This is a genomic window from Azonexus sp. MM2026_4, assembly GCF_055901855.1.
This window is the reverse complement of the sequence record NZ_CM148380.1, coordinates 1,652,941-1,678,384: the sequence shown is the minus strand read 5'-3', so window position 1 is coordinate 1,678,384 and position 25,444 is coordinate 1,652,941. Positions and strand designations below refer to the sequence as shown.

The window sequence follows — 25,444 nt, the reverse complement described above, 5'->3', positions numbered from 1 at the left end:
TCCCCATGGCCATCAAAACGTCCACCGCCATCAAGGCTGCGCCCTGGCTGCTTACCGTCGCCATCTTCCTGGTCTGGGAAATCATCTGCAGCGGCCTGAAGATTCCCGACTACCTGATGCCGGCGCCCAGCGCGATCTGGGCTTCCGGCCTCGAATACGCCGGGCCGATCATGATGCACGCGCTGCAGACGCTATGGACGACGCTCGCCGGCTTCGTCCTCGCCGTCGTCGTCGGCATGCTGCTCGGCCTCGCGGTCGGTGCTTCGCCGCTCATCTACAAGGCGACCTATCCGCTGCTGGTCGGTTTCAACAGCATTCCCAAGGTCGCCTTCGTGCCGGTGCTCGTCGTCTGGTTCGGCATCGGCACCATCCCGGCCATCCTCACCGCCTTCCTGATCTCCTTCTTCCCGGTCGTGGTCAACGTCGCCACCGGCCTGGCGACGCTGGAGCCGGAACTGGAAGACGTGCTGCGTTCGCTTGGCGCCCGCCGCTGGCAGATCCTGGTCAAGGTCGGCATCCCGCGTTCCTTGCCCTTCTTCTTCGCCTCGCTGAAGGTGGCGATCACGCTAGCCTTCGTCGGCTCGGTGATCTCGGAGACGGTGGCTTCCAACCTCGGCATCGGCTACCTGATGATGTCGGCCAGCTCGTCGATGAACATGCCGCTCGTCTTCGCCGGGCTGATCGTCATCGGCGTCATGGGTGTCGTCATGTACGAACTCTTCGCGCTGGCCGAGAAGCGCCTGACCGGCTGGGCGCACCGCAACCCGAACGCGCCGGGCTGAGCTTGGGCAACTGTCGCGACGACGGCGCCTGCGGGCGCCGTTTTTCATGGCCGGGCGGTGAACTCGCCGAAAATTGCCGGCGCGTTGGCGCGCACGATTTCGACGAAGCGGCGCAGGCGAGCCGGGTAGAAGCGGGCGTAGGGATAGACCAGGCTGATCGGCAGCGGCTGTGCCTGCCACTCGGGTGCCAGATGGACCAGGTCGCCGCGCGCGATGTCGTCGGCGAGCATCCAGGCCGAGGCGATGCCGGCGCCGACGCCGCGCAGCATGGCGCTGCGCAGGGCGTACAGGTTGTCGGTGCTGAAGCGCGGCGTGATCGGGAAACGCCGCTTCTTGCCGCTGCTGACGTGGTTCAGCGCTACCTCGTTGCGGTAATAGGTGCGCAGCGCCAGCCAGGGCAGATCGGCCAGTTCGCCGGCGTCGACCGGCAGCGGTCGGCCGGCGAGGACGGCCGGTGCGGCGACGGCAATGCGATGCACCTCGCCGAGGCGGATCGCCACCAGGCCCGGATCGCCGATCTCGCCGACCTGGATCGCGCAGTCGATGCCGGCGGCGATGTAGTCCTGGATGCTGCGGTCGTCGTGCAGCAGCCATTCGACGGTCATCCCCGGATAGCGCCCGAGGTATTCGGCGAGCGGGGCGATCAGCCGGTCCTGCCCGAAGGCGTGCGGGACGATGACGCGCAGCGTGCCTTCCGGCGCGTCGTCGGCGCCGCGCAGCTCGGACTCGAACGAAGCCCAGCTGGCGAGCAGTTCGCGGGCACGTTCGTAGCAGCGCTCGCCGTCCTGGGTCAGGCCCATGTGGTGCGTCGTCCGTTGCAGCAGGCGCACGCCGAGCGAGCGTTCGAGCGCCTGCAGGCGGCGGCTGATCGTCGGCTGCGTGGTTCCCATCTGCTCGGCGGCGGCCGACAGGCTGCCGGCTTCGACGATGCGGACGAAGGTCTGCATCAGTTCGATGCGGTCGCCGCTGGCGAGCGGCGCTGGCTGGGCTGGTTTTGTCATGCGATCAATGTATAACAAATCTGCATTTCAATGCACTACACAATCTATTTGTGAATGATCAACATGTCGTCTCGTCATCCCTGAAACCGAGTCCATCATGTCCGCTTCCCCGAACTCCCCCGCCGCCGGCCTGACGCCGCTACTGATCCTGTTGCTGGCAATGAGTGCCGGCCTGTCGGTCGCCTCCTTGTACTACAGCCAGCCCATGCTCGGCGTGCTGGGCGCCGACATCGGCGCTTCCAGCCGCAGCATCGGCCTGGTGCCGACGCTGACCCAGCTCGGCTACGCCCTCGGCATCCTGCTGCTGGCGCCGCTCGGCGACCGCTACGACCGGCGGAGCATCATCCTGGTCAAGAGCGGCGTGCTCTTGCTGGCGCTGCTGGCGGCCGGGCTGGCGCCATCGATCCACTTGCTGCTGCTGGCCAGCCTGATCGTCGGCCTCGCCGCCACGCTGGCGCAGGACATCGTGCCGGCCGCCGCCGCGCTGGCTTCCGCCGAACAGCGCGGCCGTGTCGTCGGCACCGTGATGACCGGGCTGTTGCTCGGCATCCTGCTGTCGCGCGTGGTCAGCGGCGTGGTCGCCGAACTGTTCGGCTGGCGCAGCATGTTCGTGATTGCCGCGCTGAGCATCCTGGCCGTCGTCTACACCGCCTGGCGCCACATGCAGGCGGCGCGGCCGGCGACCAACCTGAGCTACGGCGCCTTGCTCGCGTCGCTGCTCGGCCTGTGGCGCGCCCATCCGCCGCTGCGCCGCGCGGCGCTGGCGCAGGGGCTGCTGGCGCTCAGCTTCAGTGCCTTCTGGTTGACGCTGGCGGTCATGCTGCACGGCGAGCCCTTCCATCTCGGCAGCGCCGCCGCCGGTGCTTTCGGCCTGGCTGGCGCGGCCGGCGCGCTGGTCGCGCCGCTTGCCGGGCACCTGGCGGATCGGCGCGGCCCCGGCTTGGTGACGCGCCTGGGGGCGGCGCTGACGGCGCTCGCCTTTGCCGGCCTGACCGCCGCCTGGCTGTGGGCGCCGAGCGGGGCCCAACTGACGCTGCTGGCCATCGGCACGGTGCTCTTCGACCTCGGCGTGCAGGCGACGCTGATCGCCCATCAGACGCAGGTTTACCAGATCGATCCGGGCGCCCGCAGCCGGCTCAACGCGGTGCTCTTCGTCGGGATGTTCTCCGGCATGGCGAGCGGCGCGGTCCTCGGCAGCCTGTTGCTGGCCAGTTGGGGCTGGGCGGCGGTGATGGGGATGGCGACGCTGAGCGCCGCTGGCGCGCTGTGGGTGCGTCTGCGCGCGGCATGAAGCCGGTGTCGATGCCGAGTCTTTGCGGCGCCGCCGCCGGGCCGGGGGGGCCTGGTTTTACGGGCGCGGCGGGTCGCGCCTGATCTCGACGTCGTCGGTGTAGCGGTCGGCCGCCGCGCCGCAGGGTGCCGGACGGCGCAGCGGCAGGCCGGGGCCGGTGGTGAGCAGGGCCAGCCGCTGCTGCGCCTGGGCGATTTCCAGTGAGCGCTCGGCGATGATGATGCCATCGTCCTGGAAATACAGGGTGACGTCGGTCAGGTGGGCGCGGCCGGCCGGTCGGTACGGCGTAGAGAATTTCGGCACCTGGGCCAGCGCTTCGTGCCAGCGCGGGTTCGCCTCGGCGAATTGCCAGCGCACGCGCAGCGGCCCGCTCAGTTCGTTGATCGCAAATGCCGAGTAATTGCGGCTGGTACAGGCGCCATCGGCGCTTTCGCTGGTGAAGGCGTGGTCGCCGAGGTTGACCGCCTGGCCGTCGATTTCCAGCCGGGCCAGGGGCAGGGTGTGCAGATTGGCGAGATGGAAGGCGACGAGCGGGATTTTCCGTCCCCACTGATCCATCGCCTGCGAACCGGAAAGGCGCAGCGCCGGCGTCACTTCGACCCGGTCGGCGTAGTGGAAGTAGAGGTAGGTCAGCAGCGCTGCCTCATCGCTTGCGCTCGGCTGTCTGCCGTTGAATAGTTTCGGAATTTCCGGGTAAGGCGCGGCGACGACTACCGGCAGTCGGGTTGCCAGCGTATTTCCCGGGTGACCGTAATGCACGGCGAGGCTGTCGAAATCGGCCACCAGACGGCTGCCGGCGTAGGGCCATAGTCGGTCGAGGTCGTCGTTGTTCCAGACGTAACGCGTCAGGCGGGCAAAGCTTTCCGGCTGCGCGCCGGGCAGTTCGCCTGAAAAGGTTGAACTGCCGGAAGTGGTTTCCGGGTCCAGCCACAGGCTGCGCCCGGAAAGATTGATATGAACTTCCTCGATGTTCGGGTGCGCCTGGTGGAAACGGTGGCGGCGGATCTCATCGAAGAGGCCGTACAGCCACAGGCATGCCAGTACAGCCAGCGGCGGTCCCCAGATCGACCAGTAGGCCTTGGCCGGCGCCCGGCGTCTGAAATAGACGATCGACATCAGCAGGGCGATCAGGCCCAGCGGGGCGAGAACCACCATGGCGACGCCGACCGCCAGGTAGACGCCGGCCACGTTGTCGCCGCTGAAGAGCAGCAGCATGCCAAGCATGACCAGCGCCATCAGCCCGCCGACAATGGCGGCGCCGAGATGGGGTTTCATGGCGCTTCCCGCTGTTCGTCGCCGGCCTGCGCGTCGGCCAGCCAGGCGAGCAGGATGCCTTGCAGGAAGAGCACCTGGGCGGCGAGTTCCAGGCATTCCTCGATGGTCTGTAGCAGGCGCTGGCCGGCGAGGTCGAGGCGGTGGATGTCCCAGGCGTCGACCAGTACGGCCAGCGCGGCGACGCCGACGCCGGCCAGGAAGCGGCGGCGGGCCGCTGGATGCTGGCGCCAGAGCGGCAGCAGCCAGGGCAGGACGAGCAGGCCGCCGAGCATGTAGAGCAGCAGGACGAAGTCGCCCGGGCCGAGCGGCAGGAAGGGCAGGCTGATGGCGTGTGGTGCCAGGAACTGGTCGCGAATCCGCTCGTGGATGGCGAAGCGGTCGTCCAGGCAGAGGAACAGGAAACCGGCACCGAGCACCAGCCAGCGCCGCGCCGGATCGGCGGCGCCGCGCAGATGGTGCATGGCGGCGGCGGCCCAGGCGGCGAGGGCGCAGGTGTACATCACCGCGACTTCGAGCGAGGTCATCGGCGTGTCCTCGCTGGCGATCCACTTCCAGTATTCCGGCCAGCGACCGGCGATGAGGATTGCTGTCATCGACAGCGGCAGGAGGCTGCTGGCGAGCAGCAGGGTGCGGCGCAGGCGGCGGGTGACGTCGTTCATGCTTGGGCGAGTTCGATCAGATGCTTGACCCAGGCCTCGGCGCCGCGCGCCATGGCCTCGTTCGAATACCAGGCGGTGTGCCCGGTCTGCAGGATGCGGCCGGCTTCCAGCCCGGCCAGCTGGGCGGCGCAAAAGACCCGCTCGTCGACCGCGTAACCGGCCAGGTGGCCGCTGGCGATGGCGGCGCGGACCGCGTCGTGGTCTACCAGTTGCGGGCGCGAGGGGTTGATCAGGTAGCCGCCGGCCGGCATCGCCCGCAATTGCTCGCTGCCGATCAGCGGCGGTGCGCCGCGCGCGACGCTGGCCGCCAGCATCACCACCGGGCAGCAGGCCAGCAGCTCGCCGAGCGCCATCGCGCGCCAGCCGTCCGCCGCCGGCACGGCCGGGTCGCAGTAGTGGATGTCCATGCCGAAGGCGGCGGCCAGGTGCGCGATGCGCCGGCCGATGCGGCCGAGACCGACGATGCCGAGCTTCTTGCCGGCCAGTTCCCAGCCACGCAGCGAGATCGAATCGGGCAGCTCGCCGCGCACCACCCGGTCGCTCAGGTGGAGTCGGCGCGACAGCCCGAGCAGCATCGCCAGAGCGTGCTCGGCAACGCTCTGCGCCGAATAGTCGGGGAGCAGGCGGACGTCGACCTGACGTCGGGCCAGTGCCTGGCGGTCCAGCCATTCGTCGCCGGTCGCATAGACGGCGAGGCCGCGCAGGCGCGGCAGGCGGTCCACCAGAGCGGCGTGGAAATCCTTGCAGGCGCGCCGGGTCAGGCCGACGACCTCGGCCTGCGCGCATTGTTCGACAAGGTCGGCGTCGGACAGCAGCTCCGGCGTCGTCCGGTAAGCGACGGCGGCCACCGCCTCCAGCCGGCGGGCGAGCGTCTCGGGCAGGCTGGCGCGGCCGCGGGCGGAAAACAGCACGAGGTTTTTCTTGCGCATGGCGGCCTCAGCGGCAATTTGGCTTGCCGGCGGGCCAGATCGCCTTGCCCTGGCCGTCGAGCAGGACCGCTTGCGTGCCGCAACGCCAGCCGCCGTGCACCAGCAGCTTGCCCCGCTCGTCAATCAGGCCGAGATTGCCCTGCAGGACGACCGCGGCGCGCCCTTCGCTGAAGTTGCTGGCGGCTTCGTAGCGCGGCGGAATCACCAGCTTGCCCCGGGTGTCGATGAAACCGATGCGCTGTATCGCCTCGGGCTGGCGCGGTCCGGCCGGCAGCGTCTTGACCACCATGGCCAGACCGCCGCTCACCGGCTCGATCTCGTCGTAGGGCAGCGGGCCGACCAGGCGCCCGTCGCTGCTGGCGAGATAGCGCTGCTCCCGGTAGTGGCGGGTGAGTACCGTCCAGCCTTCGGCAAAATCGTGCAAGGCTTCGCCGCGCAGTTGCAGGCGCTGCTGCCAGTCGAAACCGCGATAGGTGAGCAGCGGATCGCTTTCGCCCTCGATCTTGGTTTCCGTCTTTTGCCATGCAGCTGCCGTTTCCTCCGGCCAGGCGAGCGGTTGCGATGGGGTCGAGATGCTGCCGTCGCCGCGCACGTTGGCGGGCTCGTCGGCGACGGTTTCCCGCGCGTAGCCTGCGGGCGAGAGTTCGCTGAGACGGTATCTGCCCGGCGCCAGAACCCAGCGGCCGGTGCTGTCCAGGATGCCCGTCAGGGTCTGCGGTTGGGCCAGGAACCAGCCGTCGCCGAGGGCGCGGATGTTGGCCTGCGCCGGGGCGATGAACTGGCTGCCGTCGGGCCTGAACAGGCCGCGGTAGGTTTCGCCGCCGGCGTGTTCCTCGACTTCGATCAGCGCTTCTTCAGCGTCCCGGAAAACATCGAGGCTGTCGTAGCGCGGCGCCAGTAGCTCCTTGCCGTCCGCTGCCAGCAGGCCGACGACGCCACGCTGCCGGTAGGCGAGTTCGCTCGGCAGCTGGTAGCGCCAACCGAGGAAGTTTTCACCGTGCCACAAGGGTTCCGGCTGATCTCTGGCGCTCGGCGGCAGCACCCAGCGGAGTTCGCTGTCGAGCAGTCCCCAGCCGCTTTTCAGGCGCGCCGGAACGAGACCGGCAATGGCGGTGTCGCCCAGATCTTCGATGCCTTCCGGGCCGGCTACGTCGGTTACGCCGTCGTCGCCAAGGCGCAGGAAGCGGGTTTCGCCGTCGGCATCGTGGTAAGCCAGCAGACCATTGCCCAGGCGCTGGTATTGTTGTCCTTCGGGCAGCGGCCAGCTGCGGCCGCGGCTGTCGATGGCCAGTCGCTGGTCGTCGCTGCTGGCCAGGGCAAGGCCGTCGATGAAGTCGCCGAGGCTGTCGTAGCGCGGCGGGATCGCCCATGCGCCAGCGGCCGTGATGGCGCCGAACTTGTCGTTGGCTTTCATGACCAGCGGCCCGCGCAGCGGCAGGCTGCCGTTGTAGTCCCGGCCACTATCGCGGTCGTATTGCCAGTCCGGCTTGCTGATGATGGCGCCGTCGGCCGTGACGATGCCGGGCGTCTCGTAGCTCTTGTGTACGCGGGCGACAGGCAGCTCGCTCAGGGCGCGGCGGGGATGCTGCTCGTCGGTGATCAGGTCGATGCCGTCGAATTGACCGGCGAAGGCGGGCGAGCTGTCGGTCAATTGCACCTTGTCCGGGGTCAGCAGCGCGAAGCGGACGCCGTCCAGGTAGCTGTCGGGCTTGGGATAACGGCGCTGCACGAGCAAGCGGTCGGCCTGGGCGCTGACCTGTATCGAAACCACGGTGTCGTCCTCGGCGCCGGTTGTCTCCGGCAGCGGCGGGCTGAGGTCGAGGGCGAATTGCTGGCCAGCGGCGTGGAAGACCCAGACCTGGCTCTTGCAGGCGCTGATCACCAGCCAGTCGCCGTGTTGTTCGGAATTCGGCCACTGGCACTGCAGGACCAAGCGCTCCTTACCCTGGCGGTCAAAAATGTGGCGCGTCGAGCCTTCGACTTCGGGCATCGCCAGGTACATTCCGTTGGGCAGGGCGTCGATGCGCTCGAACTGGGCCGGGACGATAAATTTCCCCGTCTCGTCGATCACGCCATAGCTTTTCCCGACGCGCACCGTGGCTTGACCGCGGTTGAAGTCCGAGCTTGCGGAAAAACGGGTATCGACAATCTCCCGGCCTTGCCCATCGATCAGGCGATAGCGGGTTTCGTCGTTTTCCTTTTCCTCGCTGAAACAGGCCTGGCGGCCGCAGTGCTCGCGGGCTGCAGAATCGCTGGCGAGTGCCTGGCGGCGGCCATCGCCATGGTGCAGTTCCGGGGCGAATTTCTGCGTCGCCTTGAAGTGGCCGGGCCAGACCTGGGTGCCGATGTCGAGGTCGTCGGCGAAGCGATGGACGATACGGCCCTGGCGGTCGAGCAGTTCCTGTCGCCACGCCTTGGTACGGGCCAGCGCCAAGCCGTTCGCGTAAGGCTCGATGAGCATGTAGCCGGGCGGCACGATCCAGCGTCCGTTGCGGTCGATGACGCCGTTCTGTCCATCTTCATTCTCGACGACGGCGAGTCCTTCGCTGAAGTGGCTGGCTTCCCGGTAGGCCGGGGCGATCGCCCAGCGTCCGGTGCTGTCGATGTAACCCCATTTCCCGTCGACGGCGGCCGGCGCCAGGCCTTCGCTGAAGCCTTGGGTTTCGTCGAAGGTCGGTGGGATCACCGGCCGGCCTTGCCGGTCGAGGTAGCCCCAGGCGCCAGCGATCGAGAACGCGGCGAGACCTTCGCTGTACGGACAGAGATCGGCGATGGCGGAATATTCGGTCAGCGGTAGCTTGCAGGCGTATTCGGCGTGGAGCGGGAAGGCGGCGCAGAGGGCCAGGACGGAAACGAGACGGGCAACGGGGAGGGGGCGCATGGGGAAGGGGCGGAAATCAGAAACGGCCGATCTGGCAGTTGGGAATGAATCGATCGCGGGCGGCTTGCTGGATTCGGCGGACGGCCAGCAGCACGGCTGCGGGAGTGTCGGCGGCACTCACTGCCGCCAGCCTGGCGGCGGCGTCGGCTGGCGCCGGCGTTTCTTCCTGGCACAGGCGGGCCGCCGCCTGGCATACCGCCTGTGCCTCGCCGCCTGCGGCGGCGGGGTCGTTGACATTGATCCTGAAGCCTTCGCTATCGCCGCTGTCGCGCTGGCGCAGTTGGGCCAGTAGTTCGTCCACGGGCGGCGCCTGCCGGGCCAGGGGCTTGCCTGCGGCGTCGCGCCAGATGATCTCTTCGGGATGGCTGAGGCCGAGCTGGCAGTGGGCCAGATGGACGACCTCCAGGCCGGCCACCTTTTCCAGCGCGGCGCGGCTGAGCGGCGGGGTGACGTCCGCATAGGCGTAGTAGGCGGCGTCGGGCTGGCGGTAACGCACCAGACCGTCCGGCGTGGCGGCCAGCAATTGGAAGGCAGCTTGTGCCGCTGGCGGCGTCTTCGCCTTCGCCGTCGCCGGTACGGCGGTGAAAGTGAACGGTTTCAGCCATTGGGCGAAGCGGCCTTGCACGGCCGCGAAGATCTGGCGCGCGGTTTTCGCAGGCGGCTTGGCGAAGGTCTTGAGCGCCGGACGGAAAGCGACCTGCTGCCAGAGTCGGCTGACGTCTTCCGCCAGCGCCTTGCGCAGCGGTTCGGGGCGGATGGTGGCGGTGTTCTGGCGTCGCTCTTCGGCCGCACGCCGCGGCAGCAGCGTCGGGTCGGCGTGGGCGGCGCAGGCCAGAAAGATTTCGCTGCCGGCCGGCCAGGCTTCGAGTGACAGGTCTTCGCGCAGACGCGATTCGATGCCGGCCTTCCAGGCGTCGAAATCGTCCCGCGGCGTGGCGCGACTGGCGACGACGCTGCCGTCCGCGGCCAGCAGGCGGGTTTCGTAAGTGAAATGGAGGCCGGTCTGGCAATCGATCAGCCGCTGTTCGGATTCATGCTGGCCCAGCGCGTTTTCCTGCGCCGACCACTTTTCCTTGTTGTGGCCGGGATAACGCGAGGCCGATTCGAGCAGGCCGTCCGGGCGCAGCTTGAGCGCCTTGAGATGTACGGCGTGCGCGGTATCGCGCGAATACATCGGGAAATTCAGCCATTCGCTCGAATCCGCATGGGCGGGGATCGACAGCAGGCAGGCGGGCAGGATTGCCAGGAAGCCCGGCCAGGCCCGGGAGATGCGGCGGGGAGACGGCCTGAAACCCCGGGGATGCGAATTTTCGGATGTCATGAGGTTTCTTGGGATTTCCATGTCATGGATTTTCGGAAAGGCGGTGATTCTGTCCATGCCGGATGAAAATCGCAATGAATATTTGCCTTGCCGCGACAGTATTCCACCTGGATCGAATTTCCCGCCTTGGGCCGGATTTCCATGCCTTAGTGCTGGAGTCGGCGCCGCTTGCTGCCTGACCAAACGCCGTATCGCCGCTTGCCAGATGTGATCGGTACGGCGTGAGCGGTCGGTTTTGAAAGGGGGAATTCATCGGCGAAGAGGGTGTATTCTTATGGAATCATCCACTTGGTCAGAATTCAGGGGTGGTATCCCGATGGTTTTCGGAAAGCCGACGCTGCGTTTGTCGATCCTGACCGCGGTCATATGGACTGTCGTGCTGCTCCTTTCGCTCGCCTGGAATCTGCACCAGGTCAGCAACCAGGCGATGTCGATGGCCTATGCCGAAGCGCGCGCCAACCTCAACAAGGACATCACCTTCCGCCGCTGGGCGACGCATCACGGCGGCGTTTATGTGCCGCTCACCGAAACCCAGAAATCGGTGCCCTGGCTGTCGCATGTGCCCGGCCGCGACGTCACGACGACCGACGGTCGCCAGCTGACCCTGCTCAATCCGGCGTCGATGCTGCGCCAGATGATGGATCTGTATGCCGAGTCGTATGGCATCCGCGGGCGGATCACCGGCCTCAAGTACCTCAATCCCGGCAATGCGCCGGACGACTGGGAGCGCCGGCAGCTCGAAGCCTTCAGCCGCGGCGAGCGGAACGAGATCTGGGAAACCACCGAAATCGAAGGACAGCCTTACCTGCGCTACCTGCGCGCCATGTACATGGAAGATGGCTGCGAGAAATGCCACGCCATCCTCGGTTACAAGAAGGGCGACATGCGCGGCGCGACCGGGCTCAACCTGCCGCTGGCGCCCTATCTGGAGCGGATCGCCGAATCGCGCTGGCAGCTCGGCCTGAGTCATGCCCTGATCTGGCTGCTCGGCCTGGCCGGCATCGTCTTCGGCGCCCGGATGTCGGCCCGCTGGGAGCGGGAGCGGGAGACGGCGCGGCAGGAACTGCTGCAGCATCGCGATCGCCTGGAAACGCAGGTCCGCGAGCGCACGGCGGCGCTTTCCGTGGCCAAGGAAGCGGCCGAGGCGGCGAGCCGGGCGAAGAGCTCGTTTCTCGCCAACATGAGCCACGAATTGCGCACGCCGATGAACGGCATCATGGGCATGCTCGACCTCGCCCTCAAACGGAGCAGTGACGACAAGGTCCGCGAACAATTGCTCAAGGCCAGGCAGTCGTCGAAGATCCTGCTCGGGGTGATCAACGACATCCTCGACCTGTCGAAGATCGAAGCCGAGCGCCTGGTGCTGGAGAACATCGAGTTCAGGCTCGGCGAAGTGCTGGAGAACATTACCAGCCTGATGGCCGAGCGGGTCGCCGAAAAAGGCCTGCAGTTGCGCATCGAAATGGCCGACGGCCTGGCCGGGCAGGCCTTCCGGGGCGATCCGCTGCGCCTCGGCCAGGTGTTGCTGAACCTGACCGGCAATGCGGTCAAATTCACGGCCAGCGGCGGCGTCACCCTGCGCGTTCGCCCGCTTGCCGAAGACGCCGAGCGGATGCAGCTACGCTTCGAAGTCGCAGATACCGGCATCGGCATATCGCCGGCCGAGCAGCAACGCCTGTTCGAAGCCTTCGAACAGGCTGACAGCTCGATGACCCGCAAGTACGGCGGTTCCGGGCTGGGGCTGGCGATCTGCAAGCAACTGGTGCGCCTGATGGGGGGCGAGGTCGGCGTAGAAAGCGTGCCCGGCCAGGGCAGCACCTTCCGCTTTTCGGCATGGCTGGCAAAGTGCGCAAGCCATGTCGCGCCGGCCGCCGAAGCAGCAGCCGGCGTGCCGGAGGCGGCGGCGCACTGGCGGGATTTTGCCGGCGTGCGGGTGCTGCTGGCGGAAGACGAGCCGATCAACCAGGAGGTGTCGCGCTGCCTGCTCGAAGACGCCGGTTTCGTCGTCGATCTCGCCGGCGACGGGCGGATCGCCGTCGAACTGGCGAGCCGCCGTCCCTACGGGCTGATCCTGATGGACATGCAGATGCCCAACCTGAACGGCCTCGACGCCACCCGGATCATCCGCAAGGGCGAGATGAACCGGCATACGCCGATCCTGGCGATGACCGCCAATGCCTTCGACGAAGACCGCAAGACCTGCCTCGACGCCGGTATGGACGACCACATCAGCAAACCGGTCGACCCCGAGCGCCTGTTCCTCACCCTGGCCCACTGGCTGACGCGGAGTTGCCGGGAGTAGCGATCTTGCTGCCGGCCTTTCCGGCTCCGATAGAAGCCGGCGATGGGCAGGCAATCGTCGCGCCGCTGGCGCGACAATTCGCAGCTTGGCTAACCGCTCAGCTTCGCGGTGCGACCCTTTCCCCCAGCACATGCGTCGCCGTCACGCAGCGTTCGTCGCCGAGGATCATCAGCGCGAACAGCGTGGCCGCCAGTTCGTCGGTGTTCTCCAGGCGGAAGTCGAGTTCCGGCGTCGCGCGCGGGTTGAGGACGATGAAGTCGGCTTCCCTGCCGGGGGCGAAGTTGCCGATGCAGTCGTCGAGGTAGAGCGCGCGGGCGCCGCCCAGGGTGGCGAGGAACCAGGCGCGCAGCGGCGGCAGCGGGCGGCGGTGGACTTGCGAGACCTTGTAGGCTTCGTCGAGCGTGCGCAGCATGCTGAACGAGGTGCCGCCGCCGACGTCGGTGGCGAGGCCGACGCGGATGCCGCTAGCGACGGCGGCGGCGTGGTTGAAGAAGCCGCTGCCGAGGAAGAGGTTGGAGGTCGGGCAGAAGGCGGCGGCCGTGCCGGTTTCCGCCATGCGCGCGGTTTCGGCCGGCGACAGGTGGATGCAGTGGCCGTAGATGCTGCGCGGGCCGAGCAAGCCGTGGCGGTCGTAGACGTCGAGGTAGTCGCGCGCCTCGGGGAACAGCGACTTGACCCAGGCGATCTCGTCGAGGTTTTCGGCCAGGTGCGATTGCACGTGCAGGTCCGGTTTGCTCCGGTAAAGCTCGCCGGCCAGGCTGAGTTGCGCCGCGGTCGAAGTCGGCGCGAAGCGCGGCGTCACGCAGTAGCGCAGCCGGCCTTTGCCGTGCCAGCGCTCGATCAGCGCCAGGCAGTCGCGCTCGGCGTCGGCGACGGTGTCGCACAGCGCGGGCGGCGCGTGGCGGTCCATCATGACCTTGCCGGTCAACATGCGCAGCCGGCGTTTTTCGGCGCCGGCCATGAAGGCGTCGACCGAGCCGGCATGCACGGTCGAGAAGACGGCGGCGGTGGTCGTGCCGTGGGCGAGCAGGCGGTCGAGGAAGTAATCGGCGGTTCTGGCGGCGACTTCCGGATCAGCGAAGGCGGTTTCGGCCGGGAAGGTGTAGTCGTTGAGCCAGTCGAGCAGTTGCCGGCCGAAGGAGGCGATCACCGCCGATTGCGGGTAGTGGCAGTGGGTGTCGACCAGGCCGGGCAGGATCAGTTGGTTGCCGTAGTCGATGACCGTGGCGGCGGCGCGTTCGGCCGGCGCGATGCCGGCCTCGACCGTGGCGCGCGGGCCGGCGGCGGCGATGCGGCCGGCGACGATCCACAGCGCGCCGTCGGGGAAGTACTCGTAGCTGTCGGCGGCGTCCTGCTCGCCGGGGTCGGCGAGGAAGTGGAGGACGCGGCCGAAGACCAGTTGATTGCGGGTGGCGTTCATGTCAGTGCGCGGTGTCGGCCAGTTGCCGGGCCAGCCGGTTGTGTTCGGCAACCAGCGGCGGCAGGTCGAGCGGCAGCAAGTGGCCGTCGGCGACCACCGCCTTGCCGTTGATGATCGAATGGCGCACCGTTTGCGGCGTGCAGAAGACCAGCGCGGCGACCGGGTCGTGCACGGCGGCGCCGGCCAGGTCGAGGCCGCCGGTCGGGAAGGCGACGAGGTCGGCGCTCATGCCCGGGGCCAGCGCGCCGATGTCGTCGCGGTTGAGCACTTTGGCGCCGCCCAGCGTCGCCAGTTCCAGCGCCTGGCGGGCGCTCATTGCGGCGGGGCCATGGCCGACGCGGGCGAGCAGCATTGCCTGGCGCGCTTCGCCGAGCAGGTGGGCGGCGTCGTTCGAGGCGCAGCCGTTGACGCCGAGGCCAACATTGACGCCGGCCGCGCGCAGCGCCGGGATCGGCGCGATGCCGGAGGCCAGGCGCATGTTCGAGCACGGGCAGTGGGCGACGCCGGTGCCGCTGCGCGCAAAGAGCGCTATGCCCGGCGTGTCGAGCTTGACGCAGTGGGCGTGCCAGACGTCGTGGCCGACCCAGCCGAGCGATTCGGCGTATTCGGCCGGCGTCATGCCGAACTTCTCGCGGCTGTAGGCGACGTCGTTGTCGTTTTCGGCGAGATGCGTATGCAGCGAAATACCATAACTGCGCCCGTAGCTGCGCGCCAGTTCGGCGGCGTCGCGCATCAGTTCGCGGCTGACCGAGAACGGCGAGCAGGGGGCGACGACGATGCGCTGCATGGCGTGGCGCTTCGGGTCGTGCCAGGTTTCGATCAGGCGCTGGGTGTCCTTGAGGATGGCCGCTTCGTTTTCGACAAGGCGATCCGGCGGCAGGCCGCCCTGGCTTTCGCCGACGCTCATGCTGCCGCGCGCGGCGTGGAAACGCATGCCGATGGTCGCGGCGGCTTCGATGCTGTCGTCGAGGCGGCTGCCGTTCGGGTAGAGGTAGAGATGATCGCTCGACGTGGTGCAGCCGGAGAGGATCAGCTCGGCCATCGCGGTCAGCGTCGACACGCGGATCATTTCCGGCGTCAGCCCGGCCCAGATCGGGTACAGCCGGCGCAGCCAGCCGAACAGCTCGGCGTCCTGCGCGCCGGGGATGGCGCGGGTCAGGCTCTGGTACATGTGGTGGTGGGTGTTCACCAGGCCGGGCAGGGCGACCGTGCCGGCCAGAGAAATCACCCGGTCGGCGTCGCTTGGCAGTTGATCGCCGGGGCCGACCGCCTCGATCACCCCGTCGCGGATGAAGACGCCGCCGCCGGGAATTTCGCGGCGGGCAGCGTCCATCGTAACGAGGACGTCGGCGTCCTTGAGGAGCAGGGTGGTCATCGCAAACTCAGGGCAGGAAGGGTTTGCCGAGCGAGGCCGGCAGGTTCAGTTGCAGCAGTTTGCGGTCGCGCGAGATCAGCACCAGGACGACGATGGTCGCCAGGTAAGGCAGCGCCGCCAGCACCTGCACCGGCACCTCGATGCCGAGGCCTTGGGCGTGGAACTGCAGGATGGTGACGAAGCCGAACAGGTAGGCGCCGAGCATCAGCCGGGTCGGCTTCCAGGTGGCGAAGACGACCAGCGCGACGGCGATCCAGCCGCGCCCGGCGCTCATGTTCTGGACCCACAACGGCGTATAGACCGTACTCAGGTAGGCGCCGGCGATGCCGGCCATGGCGCCGCCGAAGATCACCGCGCCGTAGCGGATGGCGATCACCGGGTAGCCGATGGCGTGGGCGGCGTCCGGCGCTTCGCCGACCGCCTTGAGCAGCAGGCCGAGGCGGGTTTTTGCCAGGGTCCAGGCGACCAGCGCGAAGGCGACGAGCGACAGGTAAACCACCCAGTCCTGCTTGAACAGCGCCGGGCCGAGCAGCGGGATGTCGCTGAGCAGCGGGATGGCAATCGGCTGCAGCCCGGGCAGGCTGTAGCTGACGTAGTGCTGGCCGATGAAAGCGGAGAGGCCGATGCCGAAGATGGTCAGGGCCAGCCCGCAGGCGGCCTGGTTGGCGGCCAGTGACAGGGCGAAGAAACCGAACACGGCGGCCGCCGCGGCGCCGGCCAGGGCGCCGGCCGGCAGCCCGGCGACGACACCGAGGCCGGTTTCGGCGGCGGCGGCGAAGCCGGCAATGGCGCCGATCAGCATCATGCCTTCGACGCCGAGGTTGATGACGCCGCTGCGTTCGGCGACCAGTTCGCCGAGGCCGGCGAAGATCAGCGGGGTGGCGGCGGCGAGGGTGCCGGCGAGGATCAGGGGCAGGTAGTCGAGCATCGCGGTCTCCGGTCAGCGGGCGCGGCGGCGCAGGCGGTTGTCGATGAAGGCGTCGGCGCCGAGCAGGAAGAAGAGCAGCATGCCCTGGAAGATGCCGGTGATCGCCGCCGGCATCTGCAGGCTCAGTTGCGCCGCTTCGCCGCCCAGGTAGATCAGCGCCATCAGGCTGCCGGCGAGCACGATGCCGAGCGGGTGCAGGCGGCCGAGGTAGGCGACGATGATCGCCGCGAAGCCGTAGCCGGGCGAGATGTTGAGGTTCAACTGGCCGACCGGCCCGGCGATCTCGCCGACCCCGGCGAGGCCGGCGGTCATCCCGGAAATGACCAGGCTGAACCACACCGTCTGCTTGGTCGGAAAACCGGCGTAACGCGCGGCGGCCGGCGCCTGGCCACCGACTTCGAGGCGGTAGGCGAGAAAGCTCCGGGCGTTGAACAGCCAGAAGGCGAGCACCGCGAAAATGACGATCCACAGCGAACTGTTGATCCGCAAACCCTCGGCCAGCAGGCCGAACAGCGCCGCGTCGCCGAACATCACCGATTGCGGGAAGTTCATCCCCTCCGGGTCGCGCCACGGGCCGTGCATCAGGTACGACAGCAGGTGGCTGGCGACGTAGGTCAGCATCAGCGTGGTCAGCGTTTCCTCGGCGTTGAAGCGCGTCTTGAGCAGCGCCGGGATGGCGCCCCACAGCGCGCCGCCGATGGCGCCGGCGACGACCATCGCCGGCAGCACCCAGGCGCCGCCGGTGTCGCCGTAGGCGATGCCGATGCCGCCGCCGCACAGCGCGCCGACGATCAACTGGCCTTCGGCGCCGATGTTGTAGATGCGCGCCTTGAAGCCGATGGCCAGGCCCTGGGCGATGAGGATCAGCGGGCAGGCCTTGATCAGCAGTTCGCTCCAGCCGTAGCCGGTGGTCAGCGGTTCGACGAAGAAGACATGGAAGGATTCGAGCGGCGATTTGCCGAGCGCCTCGAACAGCAGCGAGCCGACCAGCAGCGTGGCGGCGATGGCGATCAGCGGCGCCGTCCAGCGCATGACTTGCGACGGCTGGGCGCGGGGTTCAAGCAGGTGCATGGCTGGTCTCCGCTGCGTTGCCTTCGTTGAACAGGCCGGCCATCTGCAGGCCGACCGACTCGGCATCGGCCTGCTCGCGCGGCTGCGGCGCCGACAGGCGACCGGCGGCGAGGACGGCGATGCGGTCGCTGATTTCGAACAACTCTTCAAGCTCCTCGGAAATGACCAGGATGGCGACGCCGGTGCGCGAAAGGTCGAGCAGCGTCTGGCGCAGGAAGGCCGAGGCGCCGACATCGACGCCCCAGGTCGGCTGGGCGACGATCATCAGCTTGGGCGCCAGCATGATCTCGCGGCCGACGATGAATTTCTGCAGGTTGCCGCCCGACAGCGAGCGGGCGGCGGCGCCCGGCCCGCCGCAGCGGACGTCGAAGCGGGCGATGCACTGTTCGGCGAAGGCCTGCGCTTTGTCGAAGGCGACCAGCCCCCAGCGTTTCATGCCCTGGCGGTGGCCAGTGAGCAGCGCATTGCGATCCAGCGGCAGCGCCGGTACCGCGCCGCGCCCCAGCCGCTCCTCGGGGACGAAGACCAGCCCCCGGTCGCGCCGCCGGCCGGCGTCGAGATGGCCGATGGCTTCGCCGGCCAGCCAGATGGCTTCGCGGTCCACCGTCGTCTCGCCGGACAGCGCGGCCAGCAGTTCGGCCTGGCCGTTGCCGGAAATACCGGCGATGCCGACGATTTCGCCAGCGTTCACGGTCAGCGAGACGTTGTGCAGCGAAGTGCCGAAAGGATCGTCGGAAGCGAGGCTGAGGCGCTCGACCTGCAGTACCGGATGGACCGGGCCGTGGTAGGGCGGCGCCTCGCAGACCGGCAGTTCGCGGCCGATCATCAGGCGCGCCAGCGAGGCCGGCGTTTCCTCGCGCGGGATCGCGTCGCCGGTCACCTTGCCGCCGCGCATGATCGTCGCGCTGTCGCACAGCGACTTTATTTCGTGCAGCTTGTGGCTGATGTAGAGAATGGAGACGCCTTCGGACGCCAGTCGGCGCAAGGTCTCGAACAGCTTCTGTACCGCCTGCGGGGTGAGCACCGAGGTCGGCTCGTCGAGGATCAAGAGCTTCGGGTCCTGCAGCAGGCAGCGGACGATCTCGACCCGCTGCCGTTCGCCGACCGACAGGCTATGCACCAGCCGGTGCGGGTCGAGCGGCAGGCCGTAGCGCTCGGAAACTTCCTTGACCCGCACCGCCAGCCCGGCGAGGTCGAAGGGTTCATCGAGGACCAGCGCGATGTTCTCGACCACGCTCAGCGTCTCGAACAGCGAGAAATGCTGGAACACCATGCCGATGCCCAGCTTGCGCGCCTGCGCCGGGTTGGCAATGACGACCTGGCGGCCGTCCCAGAGCATTTCGCCGCTGTCGGCCTTGACCACGCCGTAGATGATCTTCATCAGCGTGCTTTTGCCGGCGCCGTTCTCGCCCAGGATGGCGTGGATTTCACCGGGCATCACGGTCAGGCTGATATCGTCGTTGGCGACGACGCTCGGGTAGCGCTTGCTGATGTGCAACAGCTTCAGGCGGGGTTCGGGCGGGCTCATGCTTACTCCGGCTGGTCGGGACGGACGGGGGATGCGCTCAGGCGCGGACGGCCGGCCTGGTGCAGCAGTTGGCGTGCATGATGCAGGCTGAGCAGTTCGGCGGCAACCGCCAGGGCGATCGCCGCCGGCTCCTTGCCGACGATGCCGGGGATGCCGATCGGGCAGGTCAGTTCGCCGAGGCGCTCGCGGGCGAGGCCGCGGTCGACGAAACGGCGCTCGAAACCGGCGCGCTTGCTGCGCGAGCCGATCAGCCCGAAGTAGGCGAAATCGCGGCGGCGGAAGATCGCCTCGCAGAGCGAGAAATCGAGCGCGTGGCTGTGCGTCATGACGACGAAGAAAGTGCCGGCCGGCGCCTGCGTTACTTCGCTTTCCGGCAGGTCGGTGGCGCGCAGGTCGAGGCCGGCAGTGTCGAACCCGGCAAAAGCCTCGTCGCGCGTGTCGATCCAGGTGATGGCGGCGCCGAGCGGCTGCAACTGGCGGACCAGCGCGCGGCCGACGTGGCCGGCGCCGAAAATCCACACCGGGAAGGCGTTGCCGGCGATGTCCTGCACGAAATGCCAGTCCTCCGGCCCGCCGAGCAAGGCGGTGGCGCAGGCGGAGGCGCCGGTCTGCCAGGTCGATGCGCTGTCACCGGCGGCCAGCCGGCGTTGCAGGCGGGCACCGCCGGCCAGCGCGGCGCTGCGCTGTGCCCAGGCGGCGGCTGCACTGGCGGGGATTTTCTCGTAGGCGAGCCAGACGACACCGCCGCAACACTGGCCGAGCCCGGCGCCGAGCGCGTAGCGCACCACCTGCGGCCGGCCGCCGCCGGCCAGCAGACGGTCGGCGTGGGCGGTTGCCTGCCATTCGAGGTGGCCGCCGCCGATGGTCAGTTCGGTATCGCTGGCGCCGACCAGCATGGTCGTCCCGGCGTCGCGCGGCGCCGAGCCCTGGATGGCGGCGACGGTGACCAGCACGACGTCCTCGCCGGCGGCGAGGCGGGCGGCCAGCGGCGCGACCCAGTCGGCGGCCATCTCAGCGTGCTCCGCCAGCGAGTGCGCGCAGGATCGCTTCCGGCGTCGCCGGAGCGTCGAGCCGCAAGGGCTGGCCGGCCGGCAAGGCAGCAGCGACCGCGTCGCGCAGCGCCTGGTAGACCGAGAGGGCGAGCATGAACGGCGGTTCGCCGACCGCCTTCGAGCGGTGGATGCTGTCCTCGACGTTGGCGTTGTCGTAGAGGCGGACGTTGAAGACGTCCGGCAGGTCGCTGGCGGTCGGGATCTTGTAGGTCGACGGGGCGTGGCTCATCAGCTTGCCGTCCGGGCGCCACCACAGTTCCTCGCTGGTCAGCCAGCCCATGCCCTGGACGAAGCCGCCTTCGATCTGGCCGATGTCGAGCGCCGGATTGATCGAGCGGCCGGCGTCGTGGAGGATGTCCACGCGCAGCACGCGGCTCTCGCCGGTCAGCGTGTCGATCGCCACCTCGCTGCAGGCGGCGCCGTAGGCGAAGTAGTAGAAGGGGCGGCCGAGCTTGGTCACCGGGTCGAAATGGATTTTCGGCGTCTTGTAGAAACCGGCGTCCCACAACTGGATGCGGGCGCGGTAGGCGCGCATGATCAGGTCGGCGAAGGCTTCGTCGAAGGCGCTGCCGGCGCGTACCCGGCCATCGGCAAATTGCACGTCGGCGGCGGCGACCGCGCCGTTGGTCAGTTCGACGACGAAGGCGGCCAGCCGCGCCTTGATGTTGTTGCACGCCGCCTGCGCCGCCTTGCCGTTGAGGTCGGTGCCGCTCGACGCGGCGGTGGCCGAGGTGTTGGCAACGCGCCGGGTGTCGGTGGACGACAGGCGGACGTCGGCGAAGGGCAGGCCGAATTCGTGGGCGACGATCTGGCGTACCTTGGTGTACAAACCCTGGCCCATCTCGGTGCCGCCGTGCGAGACGAGCACGCTGCCGTCGGTATAGACATGGACCAGCGCGCCGGCCTGGTTGTAGTGCGTGGCGTTGAACGAGATGCCGAACTTGACCGGGGTCAGCGCGATGCCGCGCTTCAATACCGGGCTGCCGGCGTTGAAGGCGGCAATCGCGGCGCGGCGGGCGGTGTAGGCGCAATCGCGTTCGAGTTCGGCGACCAGCGCCGGGGCGACGTTGTCTTCGATCGTCGTGCCGTAGGGGGTCAGCGAACGGGCGCCCGGTTCGACGTCGTAGAAGTTGACGCGGCGGACGGCCAGCGGGTCGCGGCCGAGGTGGCGGGCAATGTCGTCGAGCACGTTCTCGATGACGAACATCCCCTGCGGCCCGCCGAAACCGCGAAACGCCGTGTTGGAGACGCGGTTGGTCTTGCAGCGCAGGCTCTTCAGGGCGAGCGCGTCGAGGTAGTAGGCGTTGTCGACGTGGCAGATCGTGCGGTCGTTGACCGGCCCCGAGAGGTCGGCCGAGTGGCCGCAGTCGGAGGCGAATTCAAGGCGCAGGCCGAGCAGGCGGCCGGCCTCGTCGAAGGCGCTTTCCCACTGGTAGCGGTAGGGGTGGCGCTTGCCGGTGGCGACCATGTCGTCGTCGCGGTCGAGGCGCAGTTTGACCGGTTTGCCGGTGTTGACCGCGAGCAGGGCGGCGAGGCAGGCCCATTGCGCCGACTGCGATTCCTTGCCGCCGAAGGCGCCGCCCATGCGCCGGCATTCGACGCTGACGCGGTGGGCGCGCCAGCCCAGACAGTGGGCGACCATCTGCTGCATTTCGGTCGGGTGCTGGGTCGAACAGAGGACGTGCAGCGTGCCGTCGTCGCCCGGCTGGGCATAGGAAATCTGCCCTTCGAGGTAGAAATGCTCCTGGCCGCCGAGCATGGCGCTGCCGCTCAGCCGGTGCGGCGCGTCGGTGAAGGCGGCATCGACGGCGCCGCGCTGCATGGAAAACGGCGGCAGCACCCAGGATTCGGCGGCAATCGCCGCGTCCATGTCGAGGACGGGTGGCTCGCTGGCGTAGTCGATCTTCGCCAGACGCACCGCCCGGCGGGCGATGTCGCGCGTCTCGGCGGCGACGACGAAGACCGGTTGGCCATGAAAACGGATTTCGCCGTCGGCGAGGATGGGGTCGTCGTGCAGGATCGGCCCGCAGTTGTTGTCGCCGGGAATGTCGGCGGCGGTGAGCACGGCGCGCACGCCGGGACAGGCGCGGACGGCGCTGAGGTCCATGCTGCGGATGCGGCCACGGGCGATGGTCGATAAACCGGGCGCCGCGTGCAGCGTGCCGGCGGCTTGCGGCAGGTCGTCGACGTAGTGGGCGCGGCCGCTGACGTGCAGGCGGGCGCTTTCGTGCGGCAGCGGGCGGCCGATCAGCGAGGCGCTCATGGCTGATCCTCCGGGGCAATCGGCGCCAGCGCGGCGAGGCGCACCGGCGCGTCGGCGGCGCCCGAGGTTTCCAGCCAGAAGCGTTGCAGCAGGTTGGCGGCAACGCTCAGCCGGTAGGCGCTGCTCGCGCGCACGTCGGTGAAGGGGGCGAAGTCGCTGCTCAGCGCGTCCATCGCCCGGCGCACGGCGGCGGCGTCCCAGGGCCGGCCGAGCAGCGCCGCTTCGGCGCCGGCCGCCCGTTTCGGGGTCGCGGCCATGCCGCCGAAGGCGAGGCGGGCGCGGCGGATGCAGCCTTCGTCGTCGACATGAACGGCCAGCCCGCAGGCGACCGCCGAGATGTCCTGGTCGAGCCGCTTGGCCACCTTGTAGCTGCGGAAATGGCGTTGCAGTCTGGCGGCCGGCGCATCGAGGACGAGCGCGCGGACGAATTCGCCGGTCTGCAGCGCCGTCTTCTGGTAATCGAGGTAGAAATCCTCCAGCGCCATTTCGCGCGTCGCCGCGCCGCGCTGCAGCACGATGCGCGCGCCGAGAGCGATCAGCGCCGGCATCGAATCGCCGATCGGCGAGCCGTTGGCGACGTTGCCGCCGAGCGTGCCGGCGTTCTTGACCGGCGTCGAGGCAAAGCGCCGGGCGAGTTCGGCCCATTGCGGCTCGAAGGCGGTGAGCGCTGCGAAGGCATCGGTCAGCGTGGCGCCGGCACCGATTTCCAGCCGGCCGGGGCCGATCTGGATGCGCTTGAGTTCGGCGACGGCGCCGGTCAGGATCAGTTCGCCGAGGTCGCGCCCCTGCTTGGTCACCCACAGGCCGACGTCGGTGCCGCCGGCGACCAGCCGGGCGTTCGGCAGCCGCTCGCGCAACTCGGCCAGTTCGGCCAGCGTGCGCGGGCTGTGGCTGCGCCGACCGTCGCCGAGGTAATCGAGCGGCGGCAGGTCGGCCAGTGTTTTCAAGGCAGCGATCACCGGCAGGCGGTCGAGGCGGCGGCGCGGCAGCGCGTAGGCGTCGCGCGCGGCATCGACGATGGGGCGGTAGCCGGTGCAGCGGCACAGGTTGCCGGACAGCGTGTGGTCGATCTCGTCGCGTTCCGGGCAAGCTTCCTGGTTTTCATAGAGGGCGAACAGCGACATGGCGAAGCCCGGCGTGCAGAAACCGCATTGCGAACCGTGCCGGTCGACCAGCGCCTGCTGCACCGGGTGCAGTTGTTCGCCGGCCGCCAGATCCTCGACCGTGAACAGCGCCTTGCCGTCGAGCGAAGGCAGGAACTGGATGCAGGCATTGACCGCGCGCAGGCGCAGTTCCTCGGCACCGGGCGCGCCGACCAGTTCGCCGATCACCACCGTGCACGCGCCGCAGTCGCCCTCCGCGCAGCCTTCCTTGGTGCCGGTCTGCTGCAGGTCCTCGCGCAGGTACTGGAGCACCGTGCGCGTCGGCGCCGGCCCTTGCACCGACTGGATGGCACCGCGGAAATAGAACTGGATCGGACGTTCGGACATGGACGGAAAGTTCGTTGATGGCATGGACCGAAATTAGCACAGGGCAAACGCGCCGGGCAGCACCCGCCATGGATAAGGACTATGCGCCCTGGCTTATGGTTCGCCAGAATCCGGCGTGCGCCGCCGCCGCCTCGTCTTCCAGGCAGGGGCCGACGACCTCGATAGGGCGCTGGCCGCGGGCGAAGACCTCGCGGCAGGGCAGGGCGAAGGTCGGGTTTTCCGGGTGGTCGCCGGTCAGCGTCAGCAGGCGGTGTTCGGACAGCGCATAAACGACGCGGCCGATGCCGCACCAGTAGATCGCCCCGGCGCACATGGCGCAGGGCTCGGCGCTCGAATACAGCGTGCACCGGGCCAGTTGCGCCGGCGTCAATAGGCGGGCGGCGCGGGCGGCAGCGACCAGTTCGGCGTGGCGGGTAGGGTCGCCTTCGGGCGGCAGGGAATCGTTGCCGGCCTCGGCCACGATGTGGTCGTGCTCATCGACGACGATGGCGGCAAACGGATGCTTGCCGGCCTCCCGCACCTGGCGGGAGAGGGTAATGCAATGCTGCAGGAAACGGGTATCCTTGCCGTCGGGCTGGGGGAGCATGTGGAACCTCCGGTCAGTGTTGCCCGGCATTATCCGGTGCGCGGCGGCAGCCTGATGACAGTAGCGAGCAATACTGTTCATAACGTTGGCAGGATAGGTTGCCGCGGCGCGCGTTGCTAGAGTGAAGGCGACCCAACAGACCCCGCAAAGGAGAATTCCGCATGCTTCCGAAAAGCCTCAAGACATTTGCCGCCGCAGGCCTGCTCGCGCTGACCTGCATCACCGGCGCGTCGGCCGCCGAGCCGCTCAAGGCCGGTTTCGTCTACATCGGCCCGACCGGCGACCACGGCTGGACCTACGCCCACGACGTCGGCCGCAAGAACGTCGAAGCGCAGTCCGGCGGCAAGGTGAAGACCACCTATGTCGAAAACGTCCCGGAAACCGCCGATGCCGAGCGCGTCTTCCGCGACATGGCGCAGAAAGGCCACAAGGTCGTCTTCGCCACGTCCTTCGGTTACATGAACCAGATGGTCAAGGTCGCCAAGGCCTTCCCCAACACCGTCTTCATGCACGCCACCGGCTACAAGACCGGCAAGAACCTCGGCGTCTACGACGTGCGCACCTACGAGGGCGCCTACATGCTCGGCGTCGTCGCCGGCAAGATGAGCAAGGGCAACAAGCTCGGCGTCGTCGCCTCCATCCCCATCCCGGAAGTCATCCGCAACATCAACGCCTTCACCCTCGGCGCGCGCAGCGTCAACCCGGCGATCACCACCCGCGCCATCTGGGTCAATAGCTGGTTCGACCCGGGCAAGGAACGCGAAGCGGCGCTGGCGCTGATCGCCCAGGGCTGCGACGTGCTGATGCAGAACACCGATTCCCCGGCCGTCGTCCAGACCGCCCAGGAAAAGGGCGTCCTCGCCTTCGGCTGGGATTCCGACATGAGCAAATTCGGCGCCAAGGCCCAGCTCGCCGCGTCGATCCTGCACTGGGGCGTGATCTACAAGAAGACCCTCGACGACGTCGCCGCCGGCACCTGGAAGAGCGGCGACATCTGGTGGGGCGTCAAGGAAGGCGCGGTCAACATCGACAACTTCGGCCCGGCCGTCCCGGCCGCAGTCAAGAAGCTCGCCGAAGAACGCCGCGACGCCCTCAAGGCCGGCACCCTCCACCCCTTCAGCGGCCCGCTCAAGGACCAGACCGGCAAGCTCGTCCTCGCCGCCGGCAAGACCTACACCGACCCGGAACTGAAGCAGATGAACTTCTACGTCGAAGGCGTCGAAGGGGCGATTCCGAAGTAAGCGGGAAGTGTTTGCTGCCGGTGGCTGCCGGCGAAAAAGCAAATGCCCC

Annotated in this window: 19 protein-coding genes; 4 read left to right on the top strand and 15 right to left on the bottom strand. The window is 68.4% G+C overall.

The features are described from left to right. Positions 1 to 5: 5 nt before the first annotated feature. On the top strand, positions 6 to 782 hold the full coding sequence (locus AC0KWY_RS07705) for an ABC transporter permease (protein WP_474029047.1): 777 nt from the start codon (positions 6 to 8) through the stop codon (positions 780 to 782). A 44-nt stretch (positions 783 to 826) separates the two neighbouring features. Here AC0KWY_RS07705 and AC0KWY_RS07700 read toward each other — a convergent pair whose 3' ends face one another. Then, positions 827 to 1,783, bottom strand: coding sequence for a LysR family transcriptional regulator (locus AC0KWY_RS07700; RefSeq protein ID WP_474029046.1), 957 nt, complete (start codon positions 1,781 to 1,783; stop codon positions 827 to 829). 97 nt (positions 1,784 to 1,880) lie between these two features. Here AC0KWY_RS07700 and AC0KWY_RS07695 point away from each other — a divergent pair, with 97 nt between their 5' ends. Beyond that, on the top strand, positions 1,881 to 3,074 hold the full coding sequence (locus AC0KWY_RS07695) for an MFS transporter (RefSeq protein ID WP_474029045.1): 1,194 nt from the start codon (positions 1,881 to 1,883) through the stop codon (positions 3,072 to 3,074). A 57-nt stretch (positions 3,075 to 3,131) separates the two neighbouring features. Here the strand turns inward: AC0KWY_RS07695 and AC0KWY_RS07690 are convergent, their stop codons facing one another. From AC0KWY_RS07690 to AC0KWY_RS07670, 5 genes are read right to left on the bottom strand one after another with little or no spacing between them, the layout of a single operon-like run. Then, the gene (locus AC0KWY_RS07690; RefSeq protein WP_474029044.1) at positions 3,132 to 4,349 is read right to left on the bottom strand and encodes a hypothetical protein; all 1,218 of its coding nucleotides are present in this window, start codon (positions 4,347 to 4,349) and stop codon (positions 3,132 to 3,134) included. Next, on the bottom strand, positions 4,346 to 5,008 hold the full coding sequence (locus tag AC0KWY_RS07685; RefSeq protein WP_474029043.1) for a hypothetical protein: 663 nt from the start codon (positions 5,006 to 5,008) through the stop codon (positions 4,346 to 4,348). The genes AC0KWY_RS07690 and AC0KWY_RS07685 overlap by 4 nt, the downstream gene beginning before the upstream one ends. Then, positions 5,005 to 5,937 carry a 2-hydroxyacid dehydrogenase gene (locus tag AC0KWY_RS07680; protein WP_474029042.1) on the bottom strand — a complete coding sequence of 311 codons (933 nt, stop codon included), beginning with the start codon at positions 5,935 to 5,937 and terminating at the stop codon, positions 5,005 to 5,007. Before AC0KWY_RS07680 ends, AC0KWY_RS07685 begins: the two co-directional genes overlap by 4 nt. Before the next feature lie 7 nt (positions 5,938 to 5,944). Continuing rightward, the gene (locus tag AC0KWY_RS07675) at positions 5,945 to 8,818 is read right to left on the bottom strand and encodes a WG repeat-containing protein (protein ID WP_474029041.1); all 2,874 of its coding nucleotides are present in this window, start codon (positions 8,816 to 8,818) and stop codon (positions 5,945 to 5,947) included. A gap of 16 nt (positions 8,819 to 8,834) precedes the next feature. Continuing rightward, entirely contained in the window at positions 8,835 to 10,139 is a 1,305-nt protein-coding gene (locus tag AC0KWY_RS07670; RefSeq protein WP_474029040.1) for a hypothetical protein, read from the bottom strand. Between the two features lie 316 nt (positions 10,140 to 10,455). Between AC0KWY_RS07670 and AC0KWY_RS07665 the strand changes: the two genes are divergently transcribed. After that, a complete protein-coding gene (locus tag AC0KWY_RS07665) occupies positions 10,456 to 12,441 on the top strand; it encodes an ATP-binding protein (RefSeq protein ID WP_474029039.1) in 1,986 nt (661 codons plus the stop codon). 97 nt (positions 12,442 to 12,538) lie between these two features. Here the strand turns inward: AC0KWY_RS07665 and guaD are convergent, their stop codons facing one another. The 9 genes from guaD to AC0KWY_RS07620 form a co-directional block, all read right to left on the bottom strand. Further along, entirely contained in the window at positions 12,539 to 13,861 is a 1,323-nt protein-coding gene (guaD, locus tag AC0KWY_RS07660; RefSeq protein WP_474029038.1) for a guanine deaminase, read from the bottom strand. A 1-nt stretch (position 13,862) separates the two neighbouring features. Further along, a complete protein-coding gene (locus tag AC0KWY_RS07655; RefSeq protein WP_474029037.1) occupies positions 13,863 to 15,236 on the bottom strand; it encodes an 8-oxoguanine deaminase in 1,374 nt (457 codons plus the stop codon). Between the two features lie 7 nt (positions 15,237 to 15,243). Beyond that, positions 15,244 to 16,164, bottom strand: a complete 921-nt coding sequence (locus tag AC0KWY_RS07650; RefSeq protein WP_474029036.1) for an ABC transporter permease — start codon at positions 16,162 to 16,164, stop codon at positions 15,244 to 15,246. Positions 16,165 to 16,176: 12 nt separating this feature from the next. After that, the gene (locus tag AC0KWY_RS07645; protein ID WP_474029035.1) at positions 16,177 to 17,235 is read right to left on the bottom strand and encodes an ABC transporter permease; all 1,059 of its coding nucleotides are present in this window, start codon (positions 17,233 to 17,235) and stop codon (positions 16,177 to 16,179) included. Beyond that, positions 17,222 to 18,763 (bottom strand): ABC transporter ATP-binding protein, encoded by a 1,542-nt coding sequence (locus AC0KWY_RS07640; protein WP_474029034.1) that lies wholly within the window; start codon positions 18,761 to 18,763, stop codon positions 17,222 to 17,224. The genes AC0KWY_RS07645 and AC0KWY_RS07640 overlap by 14 nt, the downstream gene beginning before the upstream one ends. Positions 18,764 to 18,765: 2 nt before the next feature. Beyond that, positions 18,766 to 19,773 carry a xanthine dehydrogenase accessory protein XdhC gene (gene xdhC / locus AC0KWY_RS07635; protein WP_474029033.1) on the bottom strand — a complete coding sequence of 336 codons (1,008 nt, stop codon included), beginning with the start codon at positions 19,771 to 19,773 and terminating at the stop codon, positions 18,766 to 18,768. A 1-nt stretch (position 19,774) separates the two neighbouring features. Further along, positions 19,775 to 22,078, bottom strand: a complete 2,304-nt coding sequence (xdhB, locus tag AC0KWY_RS07630) for a xanthine dehydrogenase molybdopterin binding subunit (RefSeq protein ID WP_474029032.1) — start codon at positions 22,076 to 22,078, stop codon at positions 19,775 to 19,777. Further along, positions 22,075 to 23,568, bottom strand: coding sequence for a xanthine dehydrogenase small subunit (xdhA, locus tag AC0KWY_RS07625; protein ID WP_474029031.1), 1,494 nt, complete (start codon positions 23,566 to 23,568; stop codon positions 22,075 to 22,077). The genes xdhB and xdhA overlap by 4 nt, the downstream gene beginning before the upstream one ends. Positions 23,569 to 23,647: 79 nt before the next feature. Next, entirely contained in the window at positions 23,648 to 24,154 is a 507-nt protein-coding gene (locus AC0KWY_RS07620; RefSeq protein ID WP_474029030.1) for a nucleoside deaminase, read from the bottom strand. A 161-nt stretch (positions 24,155 to 24,315) separates the two neighbouring features. Between AC0KWY_RS07620 and AC0KWY_RS07615 the strand changes: the two genes are divergently transcribed. Further along, entirely contained in the window at positions 24,316 to 25,395 is a 1,080-nt protein-coding gene (locus AC0KWY_RS07615; protein ID WP_474029029.1) for a BMP family ABC transporter substrate-binding protein, read from the top strand. The last annotated feature ends 49 nt before the right edge of the window (positions 25,396 to 25,444 follow it).